This is a genomic window from Bacillus sp. JJ1533 (assembly GCF_036965045.1).
Classification (GTDB): Bacteria; Bacillota; Bacilli; order Bacillales; family Bacillaceae_L; genus Ferdinandcohnia.
In genome coordinates, this window is the sequence record NZ_JBALOV010000036.1 from 69,616 (window position 1) to 94,657 (window position 25,042).

At 38.5% G+C, this 25,042-nt stretch carries 23 protein-coding genes and 1 riboswitch; of the genes, 11 read left to right on the plus strand and 12 right to left on the minus strand.

The genetic code is table 11. The features are described from left to right. Positions 1-258 precede the first annotated feature (258 nt). Positions 259-708: a hypothetical protein gene (locus tag V7138_RS19790; RefSeq protein WP_335400758.1), complete on the plus strand. Its 450-nt coding sequence runs from the start codon at positions 259-261 to the stop codon at positions 706-708. After that, positions 696-986: a YxcD family protein gene (locus tag V7138_RS19795; RefSeq protein WP_335400760.1), complete on the plus strand. Its 291-nt coding sequence runs from the start codon at positions 696-698 to the stop codon at positions 984-986. Before V7138_RS19790 ends, V7138_RS19795 begins: the two co-directional genes overlap by 13 nt. 30 nt (positions 987-1,016) lie before the next feature. Here the strand turns inward: V7138_RS19795 and V7138_RS19800 are convergent, their stop codons facing one another. Further along, positions 1,017-2,207 carry a sensor domain-containing diguanylate cyclase gene (locus V7138_RS19800; protein WP_335400762.1) on the minus strand — a complete coding sequence of 397 codons (1,191 nt, stop codon included), beginning with the start codon at positions 2,205-2,207 and terminating at the stop codon, positions 1,017-1,019. A 163-nt stretch (positions 2,208-2,370) separates the two neighbouring features. After that, a riboswitch (cyclic di-GMP riboswitch) is annotated at positions 2,371-2,498 on the minus strand. A 283-nt stretch (positions 2,499-2,781) separates the two neighbouring features. Between V7138_RS19800 and V7138_RS19805 the strand changes: the two genes are divergently transcribed. From V7138_RS19805 to nikC, 9 genes are all read left to right on the plus strand, one after another. Further along, positions 2,782-3,891: an ABC transporter ATP-binding protein gene (locus V7138_RS19805; RefSeq protein WP_335400764.1), complete on the plus strand. Its 1,110-nt coding sequence runs from the start codon at positions 2,782-2,784 to the stop codon at positions 3,889-3,891. Next, the gene (locus tag V7138_RS19810) at positions 3,881-4,699 is read left to right on the plus strand and encodes an ABC transporter permease (protein WP_335400766.1); all 819 of its coding nucleotides are present in this window, start codon (positions 3,881-3,883) and stop codon (positions 4,697-4,699) included. The genes V7138_RS19805 and V7138_RS19810 overlap by 11 nt, the downstream gene beginning before the upstream one ends. Beyond that, a complete protein-coding gene (locus V7138_RS19815; RefSeq protein WP_335400768.1) occupies positions 4,689-5,492 on the plus strand; it encodes an ABC transporter permease in 804 nt (267 codons plus the stop codon). Before V7138_RS19810 ends, V7138_RS19815 begins: the two co-directional genes overlap by 11 nt. After that, positions 5,489-6,562: an ABC transporter substrate-binding protein gene (locus tag V7138_RS19820; RefSeq protein ID WP_335400770.1), complete on the plus strand. Its 1,074-nt coding sequence runs from the start codon at positions 5,489-5,491 to the stop codon at positions 6,560-6,562. The genes V7138_RS19815 and V7138_RS19820 overlap by 4 nt, the downstream gene beginning before the upstream one ends. A 328-nt stretch (positions 6,563-6,890) precedes the next feature. Then, positions 6,891-7,895, plus strand: coding sequence for an ABC transporter ATP-binding protein (locus V7138_RS19825; protein WP_335400772.1), 1,005 nt, complete (start codon positions 6,891-6,893; stop codon positions 7,893-7,895). 25 nt (positions 7,896-7,920) lie between these two features. Beyond that, positions 7,921-8,901, plus strand: coding sequence for an ABC transporter ATP-binding protein (locus tag V7138_RS19830; protein WP_335400774.1), 981 nt, complete (start codon positions 7,921-7,923; stop codon positions 8,899-8,901). Between the two features lie 69 nt (positions 8,902-8,970). Beyond that, positions 8,971-10,578 carry an ABC transporter substrate-binding protein gene (locus V7138_RS19835; protein ID WP_335400776.1) on the plus strand — a complete coding sequence of 536 codons (1,608 nt, stop codon included), beginning with the start codon at positions 8,971-8,973 and terminating at the stop codon, positions 10,576-10,578. Between the two features lie 335 nt (positions 10,579-10,913). Beyond that, a complete protein-coding gene (locus V7138_RS19840; protein WP_335400778.1) occupies positions 10,914-11,918 on the plus strand; it encodes an ABC transporter permease in 1,005 nt (334 codons plus the stop codon). Between the two features lie 20 nt (positions 11,919-11,938). Continuing rightward, on the plus strand, positions 11,939-12,841 hold the full coding sequence (nikC, locus tag V7138_RS19845; RefSeq protein ID WP_335400780.1) for a nickel transporter permease: 903 nt from the start codon (positions 11,939-11,941) through the stop codon (positions 12,839-12,841). 41 nt (positions 12,842-12,882) lie between these two features. On the opposite strand, the gene V7138_RS19850 is transcribed toward nikC, so the two are convergent. The 11 genes from V7138_RS19850 to V7138_RS19900 all read right to left on the minus strand — a co-directional run bounded on the left by V7138_RS19850 (position 12,883) and on the right by V7138_RS19900 (position 24,939). Continuing rightward, a complete protein-coding gene (locus V7138_RS19850; RefSeq protein WP_438824383.1) occupies positions 12,883-14,991 on the minus strand; it encodes an MMPL family transporter in 2,109 nt (702 codons plus the stop codon). Between the two features lie 106 nt (positions 14,992-15,097). After that, positions 15,098-15,673 carry a TetR/AcrR family transcriptional regulator gene (locus V7138_RS19855; RefSeq protein ID WP_335400782.1) on the minus strand — a complete coding sequence of 192 codons (576 nt, stop codon included), beginning with the start codon at positions 15,671-15,673 and terminating at the stop codon, positions 15,098-15,100. A gap of 277 nt (positions 15,674-15,950) precedes the next feature. Beyond that, positions 15,951-17,138, minus strand: coding sequence for an amidohydrolase (locus V7138_RS19860; protein ID WP_335400784.1), 1,188 nt, complete (start codon positions 17,136-17,138; stop codon positions 15,951-15,953). Positions 17,139-17,161: 23 nt separating this feature from the next. After that, complete coding sequence (locus V7138_RS19865) at positions 17,162-18,601, minus strand: MFS transporter (protein WP_335400786.1); 1,440 nt, start codon at positions 18,599-18,601, stop codon at positions 17,162-17,164. A 323-nt stretch (positions 18,602-18,924) separates the two neighbouring features. Beyond that, positions 18,925-19,161: a hypothetical protein gene (locus V7138_RS19870; RefSeq protein WP_335400788.1), complete on the minus strand. Its 237-nt coding sequence runs from the start codon at positions 19,159-19,161 to the stop codon at positions 18,925-18,927. Between the two features lie 54 nt (positions 19,162-19,215). After that, positions 19,216-20,592 (minus strand): 23S rRNA (uracil(1939)-C(5))-methyltransferase RlmD, encoded by a 1,377-nt coding sequence (gene rlmD / locus V7138_RS19875; protein WP_335400790.1) that lies wholly within the window; start codon positions 20,590-20,592, stop codon positions 19,216-19,218. Between the two features lie 223 nt (positions 20,593-20,815). Continuing rightward, on the minus strand, positions 20,816-21,727 hold the full coding sequence (locus V7138_RS19880; protein WP_335400792.1) for a diacylglycerol kinase: 912 nt from the start codon (positions 21,725-21,727) through the stop codon (positions 20,816-20,818). Between the two features lie 187 nt (positions 21,728-21,914). Next, positions 21,915-22,865, minus strand: coding sequence for a hypothetical protein (locus V7138_RS19885; RefSeq protein WP_335400794.1), 951 nt, complete (start codon positions 22,863-22,865; stop codon positions 21,915-21,917). After that, positions 22,865-23,959 (minus strand): hypothetical protein, encoded by a 1,095-nt coding sequence (locus V7138_RS19890; RefSeq protein WP_335400796.1) that lies wholly within the window; start codon positions 23,957-23,959, stop codon positions 22,865-22,867. The genes V7138_RS19885 and V7138_RS19890 overlap by 1 nt, the downstream gene beginning before the upstream one ends. Beyond that, on the minus strand, positions 23,956-24,396 hold the full coding sequence (locus tag V7138_RS19895) for an anti-sigma factor family protein (RefSeq protein WP_335400797.1): 441 nt from the start codon (positions 24,394-24,396) through the stop codon (positions 23,956-23,958). The genes V7138_RS19890 and V7138_RS19895 overlap by 4 nt, the downstream gene beginning before the upstream one ends. Then, a complete protein-coding gene (locus V7138_RS19900) occupies positions 24,397-24,939 on the minus strand; it encodes an RNA polymerase sigma factor (protein ID WP_438824385.1) in 543 nt (180 codons plus the stop codon). Positions 24,940-25,042 lie beyond the last annotated feature (103 nt).

Below are 25,042 nucleotides of genomic sequence, written 5' to 3' on the forward strand. Positions count from 1 at the left end.
CTATTACTACAAATATACTATACCATTTTTATAGCTCTTAGGATAAGAAAACCACTTTTTACCTACATCTATAGTGATATTGACCTGGTTGGGTATATAAGGTTTTGTTACTATTTTCCAGCATTTTTTTATCTATAAAATGAAACCTTCTCTCATTTTCATCGTATATAAGAGTGAAGGTGAATCACAAGAGAATTTCAACGAAATAGGTTATAATAGTAAAAATATAAATACTAACATATGGAGGTACACATTTATATGAAAAAGGTTTTATCAGCATTAGTAGCACTTACCCTGATTCTTTCGCCACTTGGGAACTTTGTTTTCCAAGACCAAACCACAACTGTTGAGGCAAAAGGCTATAAATCAGGTAAACGTGGTTTTAATAATAATATTGGAAACACGAACAAATCCAACTTCCAACAACAACAAAAGAAAAAGGAAGAAAATAATGTTACCAACAAATCAACTACTCCTACCAACCCTAAAGGTGGATTCATGTCTGGTGGGTTAATGAAAGGTCTAATGCTAGGTGGACTTGCAGGATTCCTCTTCGGTGGTCTTTTAGGCGGAATGGGTATGCTTGGTTCATTTTTAGGATTAATGATTAACGTTCTTGCGATTTATGTTTTAATTGTTGTTATTCGAAAAATCTTCGTAATGATTAAAGATCGCAAGAAAAATGAGGCGGATCCATGGCGTCGCTAATTCTTTCTGAACAAGAAATCATTAATGCTGTCTGCGTATATATTGGCTTAAAGAAACAAGTCAAGCCAGAAGAAGTTGAAGTAGAACTCATGTATGACGATGACTACGGATTCTCCGCAGAAGTATATGTGAATGATCGAAAACAGGTCCTCATTATGGCGAACTTAATTGAAGCGATTCGTCTATGGCTTGGTGAATTTCTGAACAGAGACCCCTATGCCGGGATTAAGCTTGTATTAGATGATGAAGAAGGCATTATTGCCCATATAAACGAGTAAAAAGCTCATCCACTTGGATGAGCTTTTTTATTAATTGGCCACGACCATTCGGTTTTTTCCACTTTCTTTTGCAGCATAAAGCGCTTGGTCTGCTGCCTTTTTCAAGGAATCCACTGTTGTTCCATTATAAGGATATATCCCAACACCAGAGCTGATTGAAACAGTGACTTTTTCATCCTCAATAATGAGTGGGTGTGCACGATAGTACTCTGTTAATGTATCGTAGATTTCGTTTACCCCCATATCGATTTGAGTTTTTATGAGGATCATGAACTCATCACCCGCATACCGATAACCTTCGACCTTATCATTGCATAGCATTTTTATTCCATCTGCAACAATCTTTAAATACAAATCACCAGCATCATGGCCGAAACGGTCATTGACTTGCTTTAAATCGTCAGAGTCGATCATCATAACGATAATTTCGTCATTTTCGTTTCGAATTAACTGGGCTAAATCCTCGTGGAAAGCACGGTGGTTTTTTAAATCTGTTAATTCGTCGGTACGGGACATCGTGTATATTTTTGCGTACAATCGAGCAGTTTCAATCGAATTGATAACCTGTGCACCGATCATTTGTAAAAGATCTTCGTGCTCCTTCCGATAGGCGAAGTCCCTAAAGCTTTGAGTCGAGATGACACCTTTTACTTGGTCATCAATTACAACTGGTACAAAAAGACAGGACCTTGTATCTTCGTCCCCTTCTCCCATTTTCGTATCAAATTCGATGTTTTGATTTTGACTTTTGAGGTGAACAATTTCTCGCGTTTTAATAACCTTTGATGTGTAATTTTCACCAAATTCCACGATACTTGGAGGTGCTGGTTCTCCGTTATCCATAATAAAAATCATTTGAATATGGGCATCGCCGGGATTATGCAAGGCAATATAAAATGCATCCGCTGGCATAACACGTGAAACCATTTCATAGGATTTTTGAAGAAGAACGCTTTCATTTAGGGTTTTGCTGCAAATTTGGGCAAATTCATGAAGGATACGGTAATGCTTGTTCATCCAATGCATATTTTCCATTTGTTCGTTCATTTGTTGGAGTTGAGTTAAAAGGGTATTGGTAATCTCTTGTTCTTCTCTTTCCTGACAGATCCCATCAAAAAAGCCGCGAGTCTCGTCAGAAATCAAATTCTTTTCAGAACCAATTCTTTCGATTAATCCACTTAATTTTTTTAATACGTTCAGATTCTGGATGGTTTTCTCCATGTGTAATCACTTCCAAAATTTTTTAGAGGATGTTCAAGTTATTGAGTGAAACCCTCCCTTATCCAAAAATCTAGTAAAATAGTAGCAACAGTAATGGTAAAATGGTATAAAAAAAGACTAATCATATACCGATTAATCTACGTCCTTAGATACGAGTTATTCTCGGCAACTGGCTGGCATGTCCCAAAAGGATGTTCAATAATTCTGGAGAATCCCTTCTTTATGAACACATTGGACTAAGCCCCTATAGTTTTGCGTCTTCATCTTTCAATGAATTTGCCTTTACTTTATTCAATTATCTCACTAAAGAAAGAGTATTTTAAATTGTACTATAATTATATTTCTATTTTTGCTTTAGGTCAATGAATTTAACCTAACCTTTTTCTAGAAATGTGAATTTTTTCCTACTACAAACACCCTACTTTCCTCCTAGTAACTATTCCCAATATGGCAACCCATATTTTTACACCTTGACTATTATGAATGTTATTGAAATTTTTACCGTTTCGTGTATAATTATGCCGGATTACATAAAACTATAATCTTAAACTATATAGAAAGAAGGGGGTTGCTAATGAACAGTATACCTATTATCCAGTTTAAAAATGTGACGAAACAATATGACAATGACCCACCGGTCCTCAACAATGTCAGTTTTGAAATAGAAAGAGGAAAATTCTATACCCTTCTTGGTCCTTCTGGATGCGGAAAAACTACAATCTTGCGTTTGATTGCAGGATTTATCGAACCTTCAGATGGAGAGGTTTACTTTAATGGAAAAAAGGTAAATACCACACCTGCCAATAAGCGTCAGGTTAATACGGTGTTTCAGGATTACGCCCTATTTCCACATCTTAATGTCTATGAAAATGTTGCCTTTGGCTTACGAATAAAGAAATTTAAGCAATCTGAAATCGATAAAAAAGTGAAAGAAGCTTTAAGCTTCGTCAATCTTACTGGCTATGAAAATCGTGAAATTAGAGAAATGTCTGGTGGTCAGAGACAACGTGTTGCGATTGCTCGTGCGATTGTGAATGAACCAGAGATTATTCTATTGGATGAGCCTTTGTCTGCTCTTGACTTAAAGCTGCGTACGGAAATGCAGTATGAGCTTCGCGACCTTCAAAAGCGCCTTGGTATTACTTTTATCTTTGTCACACACGACCAAGAAGAAGCGCTTGCGATGTCTGATGAGATTTTTGTTTTAAATAAAGGAAACATTCAACAGAGTGGCAGCCCGATTGATATATATGATGAGCCAATCAACCGCTTTGTTGCAGACTTTATCGGGGAATCGAATATCGTAAAAGGGAAAATGCACAAAGACTTTCTAGTAGAATTTGTTGGTAAGAAATTTGACTGTGTTGACCAAGGCTTCTCAGATAATGAGGATGTTGAAATTGTCATTCGTCCTGAAGATTTAGAGATTACCTCTGTTGAAAAAGGAAAGTTACAGGTAGTTGTAGATTCACAGCTTTTCAGAGGGGTCCACTATGAAATTTGCGGTTTTGACAAGGACGGAAATGAATGGCTTGTTCACTCTACAAAGAAAGCGAAGGTTGGCGACGAGATCGGACTTTACTTTGATCCTGAGGCGATTCATGTTATGCGTATCGGTGAAACGGAAGAAGAATACGATCGCCGTTTAGAGGCTTATGTGGACGGGGAAAGCCATGGAAAATAAGCTAACCCGCAATTTATATTTTATCCCTTATGCACTATGGATTCTTGTATTTGTTATTGCACCAATTACACTTGTACTCTATTATTCATTTTTTGATATAGAAGGAAATCTTTCATTAATCAATTATAAAACATTTTTTACACCTATTTATCTAAAAATGACATTAAGCTCATTTTGGTATGCCTTTTTAATAACAGCTATCTCTTTATTGGTGGCATACCCTACAGCCTATTTAATCACAAGAACAAAGCACAAACACCTTTGGCTACTGCTCATCATTGCTCCATCTTGGATTAATCTACTATTAAAAGCATATGCTTTTATCGGGATTTTTGGAGCCTATGGAACTGCAAATGCAATCCTTGAAGTTCTAGGTATCGGTTCTAGACAGTTGTTATTTACGGATTTCAGTTTTGTATTTGTATCGGTTTATATTTTTATACCATTTATGATTTTACCTATCTTTAACTCATTAAATGAGTTAAATCCGAGTCTATTAGATGCCGCTAGAGACTTAGGTGCATCTAAATGGACAACGTTTCGCCGTGTGATTTTTCCACTGACGATTCAAGGTGTAAAATCTGGATGTCAGGTTGTATTCATCCCTGCCCTATCATTGTTCATGTTGACACGATTAATTGCAGGTAACAAAGTGATTACACTTGGTACAGCGATTGAACAACAGTTCCTTGTCACACAGGATTGGGGTATGGGTTCGACCATTGCCGTCTTCCTCATCATATTCATGGTGTTAATTATGGTGGCGACTGGAAACCGCAAGAAACGAGGTGCAAAAAATGAAAGATAAACTAGCCATATCTTCAAAAGTATATCTATTTATTATTTTCTTCATTTTATATGCACCGATTTTTTATTTAATCTATTACTCCTTCAATAGCGGTGGCACGATGAACAATTTCGAGGACTTCACCTTGGATTGGTATAAGGAGCTATTTGGGGATACAAGATTACTCATCATTGTGTTAAATACATTTGTGATTGCCTTGCTTTCGGCACTGGTTTCAACGATTATTGGGGTGCTTGGTGCAATTGGCATTCACTCTGTAAAACAAAGACAAACTCAGAATACATTATTGTCATTAAATAATGTATTAATCGTGAGCCCTGATGTTATCATCGGTGCGTCTTTCTTAATTTTACTAACTATGGCTGGAATTAAATTAGGCTTTTATTCTGTGTTGCTTTCACATATTGCCTTCTGTATTCCCATTGTCGTTCTGATGGTATTACCAAAATTAAAGGAAATGAGCCCAACTTTAATCGATGCGGCAAAGGACCTCGGAGCAAGCCAATGGCAGGTTCTTACAAAGGTCATTATTCCTTATATCACTCCAGGGATTTTTGCTGGATTTTTCATGGCCCTTACGTATTCCTTTGATGATTTCGCCGTTACATTCTTCGTGACAGGTAATGGTTTCTCAACGCTTTCCGTTGAAATCTATTCCCTCGCACGCCGTGGAATCTCACTGAATATTAATGCATTGTCCGCTTTATTATTTATTTTTACAATGCTGCTTGCAGTCGGTTACTACTTTATCGCACAACGTGGCAGCACACGTGGATTGGGGGTTCGGAAATGACGAAACTCATCCGTGCTTTCTTAGCCATTATTTTCGTTTCCGGTGGTCTTCTGTATTTGATCCACCATTTAAATTCGTCTCAGGGTCTTGCAAGTGGGAATACGCTGACGATTTATAACTGGGGAGATTATATTGACGAAGAATTAATCGACCGTTTTGAAGAAGAAACTGGAATCAAGGTCATTTACGAAACCTTTGACTCTAACGAAGCGATGATGACAAAGATTGAACAAGGTGGAACAACGTATGATATTGCGGTTCCATCTGAATATATGATTGATAAAATGCGCCAAGAGGACTTGCTCATCCCTCTTGACCATTCGAAGTTACCAAATTTAAAAAACATTGATGAGCGTTTCATGGATCTTCCGTTTGATCCAGACAATAAATTCTCTGTTCCATATTTCTGGGGAACCGTTGGAATTGTGTTTAACCCAGCAATGCTCGATGGAAAAGAGTTCACAAGCTGGAATGACCTTTGGGATCCTTCCTTAAAAAATGAAATTATCTTAGTTGACGGTGCCAGAGAAATAATGGGTATGGGACTTAACTCCCTTGGTTATTCATTAAATGACACGAATCTTGATCACTTAAACGAAGCAAAGGAAAAACTCATCACTCTTACGCCAAATGTCAAAGCTATCGTTGGTGACGAAGGAAAAGTCCTTATCCAAAATGGCGAAGCTGCAATTGGAATTGTATGGTCTGGTGATGCTGCAGATATTATGTGGGAAAACGAAGATATTGACTATGTGGTACCAAGTGAGGGCTCTAACCTATGGTTTGACAATATGGTGATTCCAAAAACCGCAAAAAATATTGAGGGTGCCCACCAATTCATTAATTTTATGTTGGATGCAGAAGTAGCTGCGCAAAACACAGAATATGTTAGCTACTCCACTCCAAACAAAGAGGCTCTTCAATATATGCCTGAAGATATGGTGACTGATGAGCGATTCTATCCTTCACCTGAGCTAACCGAAAGACTCGAGGTTTATGAAAATCTAGGGAAAAAGAATCTTGCCATTTACAATCAGCTTTTCTTAGAATTCAAAATGGCGCAGAACTAATAAAAATTCAAGCAAACTCCTTATGTAGTTAAAAACATAAGGAGTTTTTTGTTTTACATCCTCCCCTTCCCCATATTATTTTTTCTATAACATTTCCCTGCCAATTTGGATATCAATATAACAATTTCCTTTATTACTATAAAGCATTTCACTAAAGCGATTACATCGTTATAAAAATGCCATTTTTCTGTCTATGGAAAGATTTATATCTTTTTAAATCAATCAATTTTTCTTGAAATTCTATTTATTGAGTGTATAATTAGTTTTTGTTATTAATATATTACAAAAACTTTAGTTGGTATCCCAATATAGAAAGGGGTGTATTTTTATGGAAGATACTATTCTAGAAATAAAAGGGTTAAAAACCCACTTTCTTACTGACAGTGGACAAATTCCTGCTGTAAATGGGGTTGATCTTTATCTTAAAAAAGGGGAAATCCTCGGAATCGTTGGTGAATCTGGTTGCGGTAAAAGTGTCACCTCTCTTTCCATCATGCAGCTTGTACAGCACCCTGGGAAAATAGTCGGCGGCGAAATTTTATTTAATGGCGAAAACCTTGTAAACGCAAAGGAAAAGCGAATGAGACAAATTCGCGGAAATAAAATTGGAATGATATTTCAAGAGCCAATGACATCATTAAACCCTGTGTTCACAATCGGCAATCAATTAATCGAAGCCATTTTAATACATAATAAGATTTCGAAAAAAGATGCCAGAATGAGAGCAATTGAGATGCTAAACCTTGTTGGTCTCCCCAGAGCTGACGAATTAATAGATGAATATCCTCATCAATTATCGGGAGGTATGCGTCAAAGGGTCATGATTGCGATGGCAATGGTTTGTGAACCTGAAGTTTTAATCGCGGACGAGCCAACAACTGCACTTGACGTGACCATTCAGGCCCAAATCTTAGAATTGATGAAAAAGCTAAATAAGGAAACAAATACTTCTATCATAATGATCACACATGACCTTGGTGTCGTTGCTGAAATGTGTGACAGGATCGCAGTTATGTATTCGGGAAAGGTTGTTGAAGAAGGTGATACTAAGTCCCTTTTCAAAAACCCTCAACATCCTTATACAAAAGGGCTTATTGAATCTGTTCCAGATGTTCGAACTAAAAAAGACCGTCTCTTCTCGATACCAGGCAGTGTTCCGATCCCAGGGTCAATAAAAAAAGGCTGCCATTTTGCAGAAAGATGCCCTTATGCATTTGATAAGTGCAGAGAGGTTGCTCCTAGTTTACTAGATGTTGGAAATGGGCAACAAGCAAGATGTCATCTACACGAATCTGAAAGCAAGGCTGTACTCCTTCAGAGTGCATCACATTAAAGGTTTGTAAAGGAGGGAGAAACGAATGCCCGAAACATTATTGGAAGTAAAAGACCTGCAAAAGCATTTTCCGATTAAAAGCGGAGTCCTTCAAAAGCAGACAGGTGCTGTTAAAGCAGTTGATGGTGTCTCCTTCAGCCTACATAAAGGAGAAACACTCGGTTTAGTTGGTGAAAGTGGTTGTGGAAAATCCACAACAGGTCGTATGCTGATGCGACTTCTTGAGCCGACTGGCGGAAACATCATCTTTGAAGATAGGGATCTAATGAGTCTATCTAATTCAGAAATGAGAAAGATGAGAAAGGATATCCAAATGGTGTTCCAAGATCCTTTTGCATCACTAAACCCAAGACATACTGTCGAAAAGATAATCGAAGAGCCATTAATCGTTCATGGTCTCGGAAATAGACAAGAAAGAAAGAAGAGAGTCCGTGAATTACTTGAAATTGTTGGCTTAAATTCCTATCATGCTAAACGATATCCACATCAATTTAGTGGAGGTCAAAGACAAAGGATTGGTATTGCCCGTGCCTTAGCCGTTAAACCAAAGCTAATCATTGCTGATGAGCCTGTCTCGGCTCTTGACGTTTCAATCCAATCTCAGGTTCTAAATCTTCTTGAAGATTTACAAAAAGACTTTGATTTAACTTATTTATTTATTGCCCATGACTTAGGTGTTGTTCGTCACATCAGTGATAGAGTTGGAGTTATGTATTTAGGAAGAATCGTAGAATTAACCGATAGTGATCGTTTATATGAATCTCCTAAGCATCCTTATACGGAAGCCTTGCTCTCATCTGTTCCTATTCCGGATCCAGATCACAAGCAGGAACGAATTATTCTAAGTGGTGATGTACCTAGTCCATCAAATCCACCAACTGGATGTCCGTTCCACACACGTTGTCCAAAGGCAATGGATATTTGTAAACAGGTTGTTCCTACACTTCAAGAGGTAGAGCAAGGTCACTATACAGCTTGCCACCTTTATGGAGAAGAGCAAAAATAAATTGGCAGTGTATATCTATTAACATACGATTTACCTAGCCAAAGATAAAAATTATTGGAGGAGAAAATTATGAGAAAACGTTTCTTACTAACGTTAGTACTATTTGTTGTACTTTCTGCCTTATTAATGGCTTGTGGCAGCAAAGAGTCAGATAACGGCGATTCTTCATCATCAGCTAAAGATGAAGCGCAAACTACATTAATTTATGGTCGTGGAGCTGATACAACTTCTCTAGACCCAGGTGTTGTAACTGATGGTGAATCACTAAAAGTTACAGAAAACATTTTTGATACTCTTTTAGATTATGAAGAGGAAACTACAGAGGTTAAGCCTGCATTAGCAACTGAGTGGACAATCTCTGATGATTCTTTAGAGTATACATTCAAATTACAAGAAGGCGTAAAATTCCATGATGGCACAGACTTTAACGCAGATGCTGTTGTTTTCAACTTTGAGCGTTGGATGAGCGGCGGCACAGATGGCGCATTCGTATATTACGCTGCTATGTTCGGCGGCTATAAGGATGACGAAGGCCATGTCATTGAATCTATTGAAGCTGTGGATGACTATACTGTAAAATTCACTCTCAAACGCCCACAAGCACCATTTTTAAACAACCTAGCAATGGGTCCATTTGGAATTGCTAGTCCAACGGCTATTGAAGAACAAGGCGATAAATTTGGTGAAAACCCAGTTGGTACTGGTCCATTTGTTTTCAAAGAATGGAAACGTAATGACACAATTACTCTTGAAAGAAACGAAGATTATTGGGCAGGCACTCCAAAGCTTGAAAAGGTCATCTTCAGAGTCATTCCTGATAATTCAGCACGACTAACAGCATTAAAAACAGGTGAAATTGACTTAATGGATGGAGTAAATCCAAGTGATGTTTCACAAATTGAAAGTGATTCTTCATTACAAGTATTATTACGTCCAGGTATGAATATTGGATACTTTGGCTTTAACACTGAAATGGAACCATTCAATAATGTGAAGGTTCGTCAAGCACTTAACCACGCAGTAGATAAACAAGCGATCATCGATACATTCTATGCTGGAAATGCGGATGTTGCAGTTAACCCATATCCATCATTTATGCCAGGATATAATGACGAAATCGAAGGCTATGCATATGATTTAGACAAAGCAAAAGAACTTCTTGCAGAAGCTGGATATCCAGATGGATTCAAAATGGAGCTTTGGACTTTCACTAACCCAAGAGATTACATGCCTGAACCACAAAAAATTGCTGAAGCCATTCAAGCTGACTTTGCAAAAATTGGTGTAGATGTTGAGATTGTAACATACGATTGGACAACCTTCCTTGAAAAAGTTCAAAACGGTGAGGCTCAGTCATATCTTGCTGGATGGATTGGTGACAATGGTGACCCAGATAACTTCTTATATGTATTATTAGATCAAGACAGCATTGATGGAAATAACTATTCACGTTATGCAAACCAAGAGCTTCATGATCTCCTAATTTCAGCACAAACTGAAACAGATGAAGCAAAACGAAATGACATGTACAAACAAGCTCAGGTTATCATTCATAATGATGGTCCTTGGATTCCAATTGCACATGCACGTGCTGCTTTAGCTGCTAGCAGCAACCTAAAAGGATTCATTCCACATCCTACAGGTGTAGATAAATTTACAAACGTATATTTTGAATAATAGTCGTGTTCAAAAAGGAGGATGAAAAGGACCGAGTCGACAAAAACGCCACGTCCTGTGGCATTGTCGACACTAGCACATCCTTGTGCGTCGAAAGTTCAAGGCGGCGCAGCTTTGAGACCGGAGCGTATGCAGTTAATACGTGAGGAACGGAGAAGCAAGCCAACGCGCTTCCACAGGATGTGGTGACTTCGACGTTCGACACAGGAAGTGTCAGTATTTAGTCGAAGTTCATCTGCTGATGCGTCATTTTCACCGGACTTTTTGAACATCATCTAATAGTTAAGAAGGGGAGTCTTGTTACTCCCCTTTAAACATCAAAAGGGGTGAACATAATGCTCTCATATACGGTTCGCCGTTTACTCATGCTAATTCCGGTTTTATTCGGAATGTCTCTTATCGTATTCTTTATGCTACGGCTAATCCCTGGTGACCCAGCAGATGCTATCTTGGGTGAAAAAGCATCTCCTGCTGCCAAAGAAGCATTAACTCAGCAACTTGGGTTGGACGAGCCCTGGTATACACAATATATTTCGTATATCGGTGATTTATTCCAAGGTGACTTAGGAGAATCACTTCGTACCCGCACTCCAATTTCTGAAGAAATCTGGCCATTTTTAGCCGCAACCTTTGAGCTTGCTCTCGTTGCCATAATTATTGCAGTCGTGATTGGTGTAAATGCAGGAATCATTAGCGCTTGGTTCCAAAACTCATGGTTCGATTACACAGCGATGATCCTCGCTCTTATCGGTGTTTCTATCCCTATCTTTTGGCTCGGGTTAATGGAGCAATGGATTTTTGCCCTTGAGCTTAACTGGTTACCGTCTCTTGGAAGAGAGAATATTCGTGACCCAATTGAACCTATCACACACTTATTTTTACTAGATACATTGATTCAAGGGAACTTTGATCAATTTGTTGTAGCATTAAAGCACTTAATTTTACCTAGTATTGCATTAGCAACCATCCCGATGGCGATTATTGCTAGAATGACAAGATCAAGTATGCTAGAGGTTATGCGTTCTGACTATATCCGAACAGCAAGAGCAAAAGGTCAAAGAATGTTTTGGGTGGTTTATAAGCATTCCTTAAAAAATGCATTTATTCCTGTTTTAACTACCATTGGACTTCAAATGGGACTTCTGCTAGGCGGAGCCATCCTAACCGAAACGATTTTTAGTTGGCCTGGCATCGGAAGATATATTTATGAAGCAATTTCTTTTAGAGATTACCCAGTCGTTCAATCTGGCGTCCTGCTCATTGCAGCAATTTTCGTATTTATTAACCTAATCGTTGACTTACTATACGCAGTATTTGATCCACGAATTAAATATCAATAATTGAAAAGAGGTGGAGTTGTATGGGTGAAATAGCTCCTCAACAAGAATCTAACATAGCAGTGACACAAAATGATGATACAGTGGTTTCTCCCTGGAAAGATGCATGGAAGGGATTTAAAAAGAACCGCTTAGCACTTGTTGGTACAGGAATTGTTGCCTTTTTTATCTTAGTAGCAATTTTCGCAGACGTTCTAGCACCACAAAGCTATAAAGAATCTATCCTAGCCGATAGTCTTCAACCTCCCTCTGCAGATCATTGGTTTGGCACAGATGATTTAGGGAGAGATATTTTTTCAAGAATTATTTATGGAGCAAGAATCTCGTTATGGGTTGGTTTCTTTGCGGTATTAGCCTCTGCAATTATCGGTTCTTTACTTGGAATTCTTGCTGGTTATTATGGAAGATGGGTGGATATGCTTATTTCACGAACATTTGACATTTTACTAGCATTCCCAAGTATCCTATTAGCGATTGCGATTGTCGCTATTTTAGGACCTTCCCTTCAAAACGCACTAATTGCAATTGCCATTATAAATGTACCTAATTTTGGACGTCTCGTCCGTTCAAAGGTCATCAGTATTAAGGAAGAAGAATTTATCATGGCTGCAAAAGCAATCGGAATGAAAGATTCTCGAATTCTTTTAAAGCATATTCTTCCAAATAGCATAACACCCATTATTGTTCAAGGCTCACTTGGAATAGCAACAGCCATACTCGAGGCAGCTGCTTTAGGGTTCCTGGGCTTAGGTGCACAGGCACCAGAGCCAGAATGGGGAAGAATGCTAAGTGATGCAAGAAGCTATATTCAACAAGCACCTTGGACACTTATTTTCCCAGGGCTAGCCATTATGTTGACAGTACTCGGCTTTAATCTAATGGGTGACGGTCTGCGTGATGCACTAGATCCAAAAATGAAGAGTTAAAAAAGAGACGCATTTGTTCATGCGTCTCTTTCTTTTGAGAATTATTTTTCTGTACTTACTGCTTTATCCTTCTCCAATAAGACAATCAACCCTGGTAATAACACTCCTCGAATCAGGAAGGTATCTAACAGAATTCCGACCGCTACTATAAAGCCGAAAACAAATAATAATTGAACTGGCTGTGTCATTAAAACTGCGAAGGTTGCGGCTAAAATGATACCAGCTGATGAAATGACTCCGCCTGTTTTAGCAACAGCTATTTGGACCGCCTCATTAACTGAATGGTTTCTTCTTTCTTCCTGGAATCTTGAGATAAGCATAATATTATAATCAATTCCAAGTGCAACTAGGAAAACAAATGCGTACAATGGCACCCGGTTAGCTACTGTATCGATATTAAAGAAGAGATTTGTCAAGAAAATACCCAATCCTAATGCTGCTAAAAATGAAACTAAGATTGTACCCATCATATAGATAGGCATTTTAAATGACTTTGTAAGGACGATTAGCAAACCAAAAATTAAGATTGTTTCAAGAATGACTATCAAAATAACATCGCGATTATTGGTTGAACGATCGTCTACTTTAGTTGCCGTTTCTCCGGCAAAATAAAGGTCTCCGTCTAGATTTGTATTTGCTAAAATGGATTCGGAGTTATTTATCATGTTCTCCATTGCATCCATTGTTTTAACGTCATATGGCCCTTCTTCAAAGGTCAAGGAGAAATTTAAAACTCGGTTATCTTCAGCCGTTCCGTTGATTCTTACTTCGGTAACAAGGTCCTGCGCTAATAACTCTTTACGTAATGACTCCTGTTCTTCTTGAGAAATAGCATTTTCTCCTTCATATAATACGGTTGATGGTGCTAGTTCACCTTTTGCAAATTTCTCTTCAATTAATTCGTAACCTTGTCGCGATGGCATATCTTCTGGAAATGACTTCATCGTATCAAATTCATACGTCAGGTTAAACATATTGGCTGCTGAAACAAAGAGAAATATACCTACAATACTGACATATAATCCAGGTTTTTTCACAACCTGTCTTCCAATTTTGCTCCAGAAGGAATGATCTTTAACTTTTTCATCCCCAACCTTTGGAACCTTTGGCCAGAATGATTTTCTGCCAAAGAGTGTAAATAATGCAGGCACTAATGTAATGGATGCAATCATGATAATCACCATTGTTGTGGCAAAGGTTGGAGCAAAGTTTTGATAATCTCCAAGGTCTGCGAAGAATAACACGAGCATCGCTGCCAAAACCGTTCCACCTGAGAAGAAGACTGGCATTCCTACCTCTTTCATCGCGGCCCTCATAGCATCGTATTTATTTTCGTAACTCTTAAGTTCTTCACGAAAACGAGAGAACACAAATAATGAGTAGTCAATAACTGCCGCAAATAAAAGAATCGACATGATTGATATCGTTTGGTTGCTTAATTGTAAACCAGCCTTCCCTAGTATACCTAGCGATTGCAGAACCACCTCATATACAAAGACAGCTGCTAATAATGGTATTAACGCTAATAATGGCGAACGGTAGATCACAATTAATAAAAGTAAGATTAACCCAACCGTTGAAAAAATTAAGACTAGGTCTGCTCTAGAAAACAGATCAAGTGAATCTGTTGCAATTCCGGCGGGTCCTGTGACATACAAGGTTAAATTCGAGCTTTCTTCAACCACCTTTATGATTACTTCTTTTGAATCTCGAATTTCCTTTGTTTCTAATGATTCATCAAAGATAATCGGAAGCAAAGCAGTCGTTTGATCCTCTGAAAAGAATCCAGCTACTGCCTGTGGGGGTAAGCTTGTTAATGGAACTACCTGCTCTACTCCAGGAATCTCAGCCTTTTCAATTAGATTAAATACATCTACAAGTTCCTGAAATTCAAGTTTTTCTTCATTTGATTGAAAGACTAAAATACCAGGAGTACCATTACTATCCTGGAAGTACTCATCAATCTTGCTTTGTGCAATAACTGATTGTGAATCATCAGGTAAAGAGTCAGTCCTCGAAACCTCATAATCCTTTGCATTCGGCGCAAAAACCGCCAATAAAACTGTAATCATAAGCCATGTAGTTAATGTAATCCACATGCCTCTTTTTGTGGTAACTCTATCTGTAATGGCCAGTAACATCTTTTTCAAGATTTATTCACCTCTACTTTTCCAAAGTAACGTTCGCGTCACTTTCCTTTTAAAAAAATGACACAAATGTCACAATAATTATCTTTGAAAGTGACAAATGTGTCAATTAGAAATCATTGAAAATTCCATGACAAATTATTTCCTTAATTGAATGAACCCATACATCATGCGGTATGCCAAAATGATTAGGGATCGCGACGGACTGAAAAATATAACCTAATACAACCGGTTCAGGTATTCTCGTACTCAATAATTTCTCTCTCTTACCAGAATCCATTAAACCCTGTACATTACGGTACATTTCAATATGGAGCTTTTCAAGTTTCTCTTTATTTTCTTTAACCTTAGCATTGATAGTAACCGGAACACGTTTTCCAATTTCGATAAGATGAGGAAGCTCCGGGTTCTTAAACATGAGATTCAACAAAAAATCGAATTGGGCATGAAACCCTTCTATTGAGTTGATTTCCTTTAACTCATCGAGAAATTGGTTCATTTTAAAAAGCATATATTCCGTAATCAATTCTTCCTTGTTTTCAAAATACTTATAAATTGCCCCGCGGGAAACATCTAAATGCTCCGCCACCAAACTAAACTGGAATCCTTCATAATTATATGTCAGAAGAAGTTCCTCAGTTACCTGAAATAACTCCTCATTCGTAAATTTACGTTCACGAGCCATGTCTTTCACCCCACCCTCATTATAGAACAAGATTTTCAAAAAGAGAATGAGTTGGCTTGGATATCGATTTTTCGACCATTTTTTCGACTAGTACAGCTCGCATTTCGTCCCTCACGAAACTCCCATTTCATTTCAATCAAACGATTGTTTGAATTGGCAAACCCTTGATGGAACTGAGAAAACCCATTAAACAAACGATTGTTTGAAAATGGGTTTTCAGAAAATCGACCGATTAGTACAGATTAATGAACATAAAAATGACCTGCTTCATCCTCTTTTAATCTAACTCATAATAGCCGCAAACAACATGTCCTACCGCTTTTGCTGCAACAAGGAGTGCATCTTCATCAATATCGAATTTAGGATGGTGATTGAAATACGGATCCTTTTCACCCTTTGGTGTACACGCAATGTAGAAGAAACAGGAAGGGAATTTTTCTGCATAATAAGCAAAATCTTCAGAAGGAGCCATTGCAGGGAATTCCTTCACTTCTTTAATGTCTTTGTCATTTGCATTTTTTAGATACTCTGCAACTTTTTGGGTTATTTCAGGGTCATTGTATAGAGGTGGGTAATCATTTTCATATGTTAGCTCACAGGTTACCCCAAATTCTTCTTCAAGACCTTTTGCCAGCCTTTTAATTTCATGTTCAATTTTTTTCTTTGTTTCATCTGTCATATAACGAATATCACCTTCAAGCTCTACGCTATCCTTGATGACATTAAACGTTCCTTTTCCATCAAATGAACCAATGGTTATTACGCCATTTTCAAATGGACTTAAACGACGACTAATGATTGTTTGAGCAGCAGTTACAAAATGAGCGCCAGCCACTATCGCATCATTCGCCAGATGTGGTGATGAGCCATGTCCGCCTCTACCTTGAACTTTTAATTTCATATAAGCCCTGCCGTTGAAAGAATATCCTGCGTGATACCCAACCACCCCTGCAGGGCCTAGTGGAAGTAGATGAATCCCAAAAACATTATCTAAATCATCCAAAACGCCGGATTCTACAATACTTTTTGCCCCGCCTGGCGGAACCTCTTCAGCGTGCTGGTGAATAATCTTAATTGTCCCTGGTATTTCATTTTTTAATTGAATTAAGCAATCCGCTAATACCAACAAATATGCGGTATGGCCATCATGACCACAAGCATGCATGACACCTTCATTTTTTGATTTAAAAGGCACATCCGCTTCCTCTACAATTGGAAGTGCATCAAAATCTGCACGCAACCCAATTTTTTTTCCAGTCTTTCCTCCCTTGATTGTCACAACTATTCCGTAGCCATTTCCAACATTCGATTGAACTTCTACGTCCTTCCCTTTATAAAAGTCCAGGATGTATTGAGCTGTTTTTTCTTCTTTGAAGGAAAGCTCTGGATTTTCATGAAGATGTCTGCGAATTTCAATCATTTCATCCTTACGTGACTCTAACATTTCCATTAATTGATCTTTCATTGTCCTATACTCCTTTTCACTAACTATTCTGGAACAGGCTCGCGAGTTGTTGTTTTTTTAGAAGTAAGATTTGGTTTTACTTCTTTGGTTATTTTACCTGCATCTTTAGGAACCATAACCATTATCGAGATAATTGATAGGATACCAAAAATTACATTAACAATGATACCTACTGTAGCTGCCCATTCAAGGTTGCCCGTTGCTGCTATTGCCGCGTAAGCTGCTGTGGAAATCGCAACACCAAATGCACTACCTAGCGAACTTGCCATTTTATAAACACCAGCTGCTTCGCCAACTTTATCAGCCGGGGCATTTGATACAGATGTATCTGTTGATGGGGTCGCATAAATACCAAGTCCTAATCCAAATAAAGCAAATCCAATAAAAACAGCAATTGTATAAGAAAAGCCTTGTAAAAATGTTAAGCCCATTAACCCTACACCAACCGTGGTAATGAGCGCACCCCAAATCATCGGCTTTTTTGCGCCTACTTTTTGCAAAATTTTCTCACCGACACGAATCATGGCGAGAACAGTAACTAAATAGCCTAATGACAACATTCCGGATTGGAATGAACTGAAGCCACGTCCTACTTGTACATACGTGTTTGCGACGACTAAGGTACCCGCAATGGCATTCAGTAAAAAATTCGAGACGGTGGCACCTGTATACGGTGCATTTTTAAACACGGCGAAGTCAATAAGGACAATATCTTTGCTCTTTTCTACCTTAATGAAAACAAGTAGACCTATAATCGTTACAGCTACAAGAACTAGTGAAATCGGGCTTGTCCATCCTAAATCTGATCCATAAGTAATAAATACATTCAAGGCAATCATCGTCACAATAAAAATAGCTAATCCCGTGTAATCAAATTTAAACTTACCCGAGGATGGTTGCTTACTTTCTGGTGTATCCTTTAGTAAAAACATCCCAACAACCGCAAAGATAATGGAGAAAACGAAAATCCATCTCCACCCTAATGATGTGGCAATTGCACCACCTGCAAAAGAAGCAACGCCCGAACCTCCCCAAGAACCGATTGACCAATAGCTTAATGCTCGTTGTCGTTCTGCCCCTTCGAAGTATGCTTTCATTAATGCAATGGTGGAAGGCATAATACAAGCAGCTGAAAGACCAATAATCACACGGCCAATAATGAGCAGTGCAGATCCTTGCGTTATGACTAGACAAAGCGATCCAATAATACTTAAAACAAACCCAATATTGGCGATTTTCTTGCGCCCAATTTTATCCGCAAGACCACCCGCCGCAACGATAAACATGCCTGAAAATAAAGCTGATAAACTGATTGCAATGTTCAGTGTCCCCAGTGAAATCCCTAAATCTTCTTGTACAGCAGGTACAACATTCACCATTGCTTGAGCAAATAGCCAGAATGTAATAACTCCGAACACAATCCCGATAATCATTTTATTTGTACCTTTGTAAGGTGATTCCATGATATAGCCTCCTTTGGTACTATATTTCCCGTAGATAGGCGCTTAATTCTATGTAAAATGTGAAAATAAATCCAGTATCAATCGTTTTCTTCCTATATTATTGAATAGAGTAAAAAACGAAACTTTGCTAAAGGAGATCGACTAGTACAGCGTGCTTTTTGTTGTCCTCAACACTATCAATTTATTTCAATCAAACGTATGATTGAATTCGAAAGTTATTGATATAACTGAAAAAACCCATTAAACAAACGATTGTTTGAAAATGGGTTTTCTTAAAAATGGCCGATTAGTACAGATTGGTTTTTGCATTTGTAACCAGAGACCTATTGGAGCATATTTAATTTATCGGAATATCGTTTTTCATTAAACGGAACTTGATTTTTTAGGATATCGTACATTTCTTCAACAAGCACCCGACCTATCATTTCCTTAGACTCTATTTCGGAATAACCCAAGTCGAGTAACCGTTCCATGGTTTCTTTTGTAGACTTGGGATCATTTATTTTAATTTGATTATCTACAATTTCAAGTATTTTAGATTTTAATTTTAAATTCGTCACTTTTTTTACTCCTCCAGTATTTTGACAGATTTTATTTTGCCGCCCTATTAGCAACTAGGGTTTTAACACTAACTTCGCGACTGCTTCACAATGAACAGTATGGGGGAACATATCCACTGGTTGTACTTCTGTCGTTTCATAGCCACCGTCTTCTAGTATCCGCAGGTCTCTTGCAAGTGTTGCCGGGTTACAGGACACATACACAACTTTCCTTGGCTTCATTTTCAAAATAGTTTGTAATAACGCTTCATCACAGCCCTTACGTGGAGGATCAACCACGATTACATCCGCTTTAACTCCATCCTTGTACCAGTTAGGAATAACGACTTCAGCCTCTCCTACCGCAAACTCTGCATTATCGATATTATTTAATGTTGCATTTCGCTTAGCATCCTCAATCGCTTCAGGAACAATTTCAACCCCGTACACTTTTTTTGCTTTTTGAGCTAAAAAGAGTGAAATTGTTCCTATCCCACAATATGCATCAATCACGGTTTCTTCACCTGATAATTCCGCATATTCTAACGCTTTATCATAGAGTACCTTTGTTTGCTCTGGATTAACTTGATAAAAGGAGCGAGCAGAAATTGCAAACCTGATATCACCAATATTGTCGTATATATATTCTTCTCCCCAAAGGACATTTGTTTCTTTTCCAAATATCACATTTGTCTGTTTGGGATTTATATTTTGTACAATAGACTTAACACCAGGTAACTCGGTAGTTATCGCTGAGATGATGTGATTTTTATGTGGTAGCTCCTTTGTTCTCGTGATAAGAACGACCATTATTTCACCTGAGACAAGACCATATCGTGCCATAATATGGCGAAGTGTTCCCCTTTTGTTTTTTTCATCATAGGCCTGAATTCCATACTTCTCGCAGATTGTTTTAACTGTTTGCACGACCAAATCGTTCTTCTCTTGCTGAATGAGACATGCTTGCATATCAATAATTTCATGACTTCGCTGCTGATAAAACCCTGCAACAAGACCGCCTTCTCTATCGGCTACCGGCACCTGTGCTTTATTTCTGTAGCGCCATGGATTCTCCATTCCAAGAACGGGATGCACCTCGATATGTGGCAGCTTACCGATTCGAGTCAACACTTCCTGAACCTGTCTTTGTTTTGCTACCAATTGACCCTCATAACTAAGATGCTGAAGCTGACAGCCTCCGCATTCTTTATAAATCGGACATGGTGCATCCACTCGATATTTGCTTTTTTCATAGAGCTCAATTAGCCGCCCATAACCGTAGCTTTTTTGAACCTTTGTAATCTTGATTTTTGCTTTTTCGTCTGGGAGACCGTTCGGAACAAAAATAGGAAAGCCTTCGATTTTCGCCACACCCGCTCCATCATGTGTAAGGTCCTCAAATGTGACATCATAGTATGTATTTTTTTCAACTGGCGGTTTCAGTTTTGTCATTATGTATTCTTCCTTTACGTTCAAAATGCTGAACTGATTGTAACATACTGGCGGAGTATTGTGCCAATCTGCATCAAGTCCTATTGATATTTTTCAATCTTAAGGGGCAAATCTTAGGGTGATAAACACAATAAAAAGGAGTTCCAGTAATGGATACCCCTTAAGAAATCTGTTTCTTATTCATGTTGGCATTGACATTCTTAATATAGTTCCAGTTTTTTTCTTACTCTTTATCCATCTTCTCCGCTTTTTCCTTCGAAACCAATACATTAATATGCTGATATAGGTTTACAAATTCTCCCGGGAGCAAACCACCGTACTCCCCGTCAAGATTAATCTGCATTTTTTCAGTCGGATTTACCTTAACGCGATTTGCTTTTGTGTAAATCACATGCGGATCATTGATATGCTCTCCACGAATCGCAAGCGTTGCCACTCTGATAAAATCCGCTAAGTTTACCTTTTTTAAAATTAACAAATCAAATAACCCATCATTTAGCGATGAATCTGGTGCTAACTTTTCAAAGCCGCCGACGGAATTCGTTAAGGAAACAAGGAATAACATAATTTCTCCTTCAAACAGCTTTCCATCATACTCAATGCTAACCTCGGTTGGACGAATGGATGGTAGCATCTCCATCCCTTTTAAATAATACGCAAGCTGCCCTAGCATTGTTTTCAGCTTGCTGGGCACCTCGTACGTTAACTCGGTTAACCTTCCTCCGCCAGCAATATTGACAAAATATTTATCATTTATCCGACCAATATCAATCGGGACAGAGTTTCCTTCGATAATCACGTCACAAGCACCCTCTATATTCCGAGGTACCCCGATAGCGCGCGCAAAGTCATTTGTTGTGCCAACCGGAATAATCCCTAAGGTTGGACGATATTCCTGCTCAGCTAAGCCGTTAACAACCTCATTGATGGTCCCATCGCCACCTGCCGCTACAACAAGATCATACTTTCTTTCAACCGCGATTCGGGCAGCATTTGTTGCATCTCCCTCTCCGGTTGTAGCATGGCATGAGGTTTCATACCCTGCTCTTTCTAATTTTTCTAACACCTCTGGTAGATGTCGTTTAAATAATTCTCTCCCAGAGGTTGGGTTATATATGATACGTGCCCTTTTCATTTTCATCATCCTATAATAAAGATAATCAATCATCTATGTTCCATCATAGCTCATCCATTTGATTTAATCAATTTTGACACTAACAAAAAAATCCATTTTTTCACAATTATCTCTTTAATTTGCTTCAACTTGCCTATTTTAATAAAGATGCGCTTGGCAAAAACCAAAGCGCACGTTTTTAATACTACTACATTTTTTCAACAAGATTCACTGTAACAAGATCGCTATTAAAAATGGAAAGCTTATATGTACCTTCCCCCAGCTTTTTCGTGCCCTTATACAATTTTTCTGTTGTGCTTTCCTCATACACCTCATCAATACCACCTCGATTGGTTGTATCGATGTTATCCCACGCCATATTTCCATTCAGTTCATTATTGGAAACAGCAGATAACAGAATGTTACTCTTTTCAATTACATGAACCGATACATTGGATGCTCCATCTACGACCCAATTATTTTCTAGTGACCCTGGGTAGAGGGAAACTTGATTATGTTGGCCACGAACCTCTAACTGAATTGAACTCGGAACTATAATCGTTGGCTCTATTGTTGCGGATGAAGAAAAAGGTCCAGCTTGGTCAACAGGTTCCTTCAATGTCACGTAAATGGTGTCCCCTACAACCTTCTTTAATACATAATCTTTTGCTTCTGAAATAATAGGTTCTGCTTTCGGATGAACCGTTGCGCGGTATATGCCAAATACATGTAATTCATTGGCGGTGGAGCCTTCAATTTTACTTGTTACCCCATTTGTTTCAAGGACGACACGTTTGATGTTATCCGCCAATTTTTCCTCGACTACAGGCAGGTCCATGGAACGATGCTCTGCTCCAATCACATCTTGAACTTCAGCAACCAAACCAACAGACGACAGCAGGGTAAATCCAATCCCAATCGTCCCAATCATCCCTACAAAGATAATACTTAAAAAGTCATATTTTACAATCGGATTTTCCTGTTTTGATAAAAAGAGATAAACCACAATCTCAATGCCTAACACTATCAAAATGATTGGCCACCATACAAGCAGTGGCTCCATCATTTGTATCCCTTTTATTTGTGAGACGAAAAGGAGAACACCCAGTAAAATCAACGACAAACCCATTGATACAGAACCCACACGCCATTTTCTCATTACGCATTCTCCTTCCGTTTTTTACTTCCTACCATTAGCTTGATTCCACCACCGATTAATAAGATACAGATGATTGTACCTTGGAAGTATGTGTAGTAGAAGTGCTGCAGGTCAAAATGCAATACTTTTGCAACCATTGGCCCAACTGTTGGTAATACAACATTCACAAGTAAATAGTAGAGTCCTAATGCGATTAACGCGAAACCAACCCATTTTTGATGATTTACGATGTAAGAGACAACCGGAACATCCTCAAGCTCCTCTTCGCCATGCTTTGACACCTTCTGAAGGGCATCGAAGAAGCTATAAAACCATATGATTGGGATTAGAAATAAGAATAGTGACAGACGAAGCACATCTAAAATATAGATGGCGAATAAAAAGGCAGCCATTAGCTGAATTCCGCGTTTTTGTAATCCCAGATACAAGTGGCCAGCACCTGGGAATATCGCTAGAACAGTTGCGAGTGTTTTGCTTTTACGCCCTTGCTCACGTCTCGTTTCCTCAAAATCCTCTAAAATTGTCTTATCAACCAATTCTTCCCCGCGCTGTTTTTTACCTACAAGCTGTACCGCATCAAACATGTTGTATACCCAAATAACTGGCAGGATCCCGAGAAACACCATGAATGCCCCTTGATTCGTAAAAACAGATATAAACACAACCATTGTTCCTAATCCAAAAAAACCAATTAGAAACGTCAAACCCCGGTTAATCAAGCCAAGTTGAAAATGTCCTAATCCAGGGATAAATGAAAGAATAATCGTATAGAATCGATCTGATTCATCATTCTGCACGGCAACGACCTGACCTTCTTCTGTATGAATCGCTTGTTGACGTTGATTATGTTTGTTATTTCGCAACAGGAAGATAATCATATCAAGTACATTAATGACCGCAATAAAAAATGCAAAAATCAGCCCTACTAATAGCGGATCCTCATACCCAACCATAAACGTTCCAAGGATTCCGATTAAGATAGAACCAACCGTACCCACTCCATAGAAAAACCCTCTTATTTTTCGATTCACATAAAAATGTCCAACACCTGGGATGAATGATAGAAAAAATGCCAGCACTGGATTATAGCTCATTGTTCTCCCTCCTCATGATTTGTTCCTATATCAAATAGCGATAACGCCTTTTCCATTAAATTAGATGAAACAGATTGTTTCTGCTCTGAAAAACTTGAGGCCTCTACCGTACCGAGAATTCCTGTCATACTTTGGAATACCCCTGTCGACATCAAAGTCAACGTCACAGCTGCAGCAACACCATAATGGAATATAGGACTTTGTAAAAACCTTTTCCCTTGCTTTCCCTTTTTCTCCGGAAGCTTTGTGACAACCTCATCTGTAAAGCTATCATTTTCAAGGTTAGGTACCTCTTCAGCCTGAACTTCGATTAATTCCATATAGATTTCTAAACATTGGTCACAGGAAAACAGGTGATTTTCGAGTTCTTCCCGCTTTGATTCTTCTAATTCATCCTTTATATACAACAACCACTCTTCATTGCTGAAATGCCTCATCTAAAAATCATCCTCCTTCCAATGTTTCCTCATCCAATTTCTCGCTCGGTACAGCTTCGTTTCCACCGTTTTTGGCTCCACTTGCTGTTCCTGCGCGATTTGTTTATAGCTTTTTTCTTCTATGTAGTAGGCCTCAATCACCTTACGATAATTCACTGGCATATCGTCTAGCCGGTTTTTCACAAGTTCTCTTTGTTCCTTTCGTAAAAGTGGGACTACGACAATTTCCTCGGACGAAGAGAGTGCAGGAATGTCATTTGGCTCTAAAACTACTTCCTGTTGTCTCTGCTGCTTCCTTTTCAGGTCAATTGCATGGTTCACTGCAATTCGGGTAATCCACGTCTTAAAGCCCTGTGCACTGTACTGGGGGAGTGCATAATAGATTTTGAGAAATACTTCCTGCGAAGCATCCTCAGCATCCTTTTCATGACGTAGAACCGGATAAATAGCCTTAAATACTAGATTCTTATATTTTTCAACGATTAAGCGAAAAGCATGCTCATCCCCTGCTTTTGCCTTCTCAATTAGAACCTCATCTTGAATTGCACTCTCCCCCTTTCTCTCCTGTCTACCTATATAGACGAACTAACACCTACTATACCCTACAGTTTTATGAAAAAAAGATTAAAAAGTTTTTAACATGAAA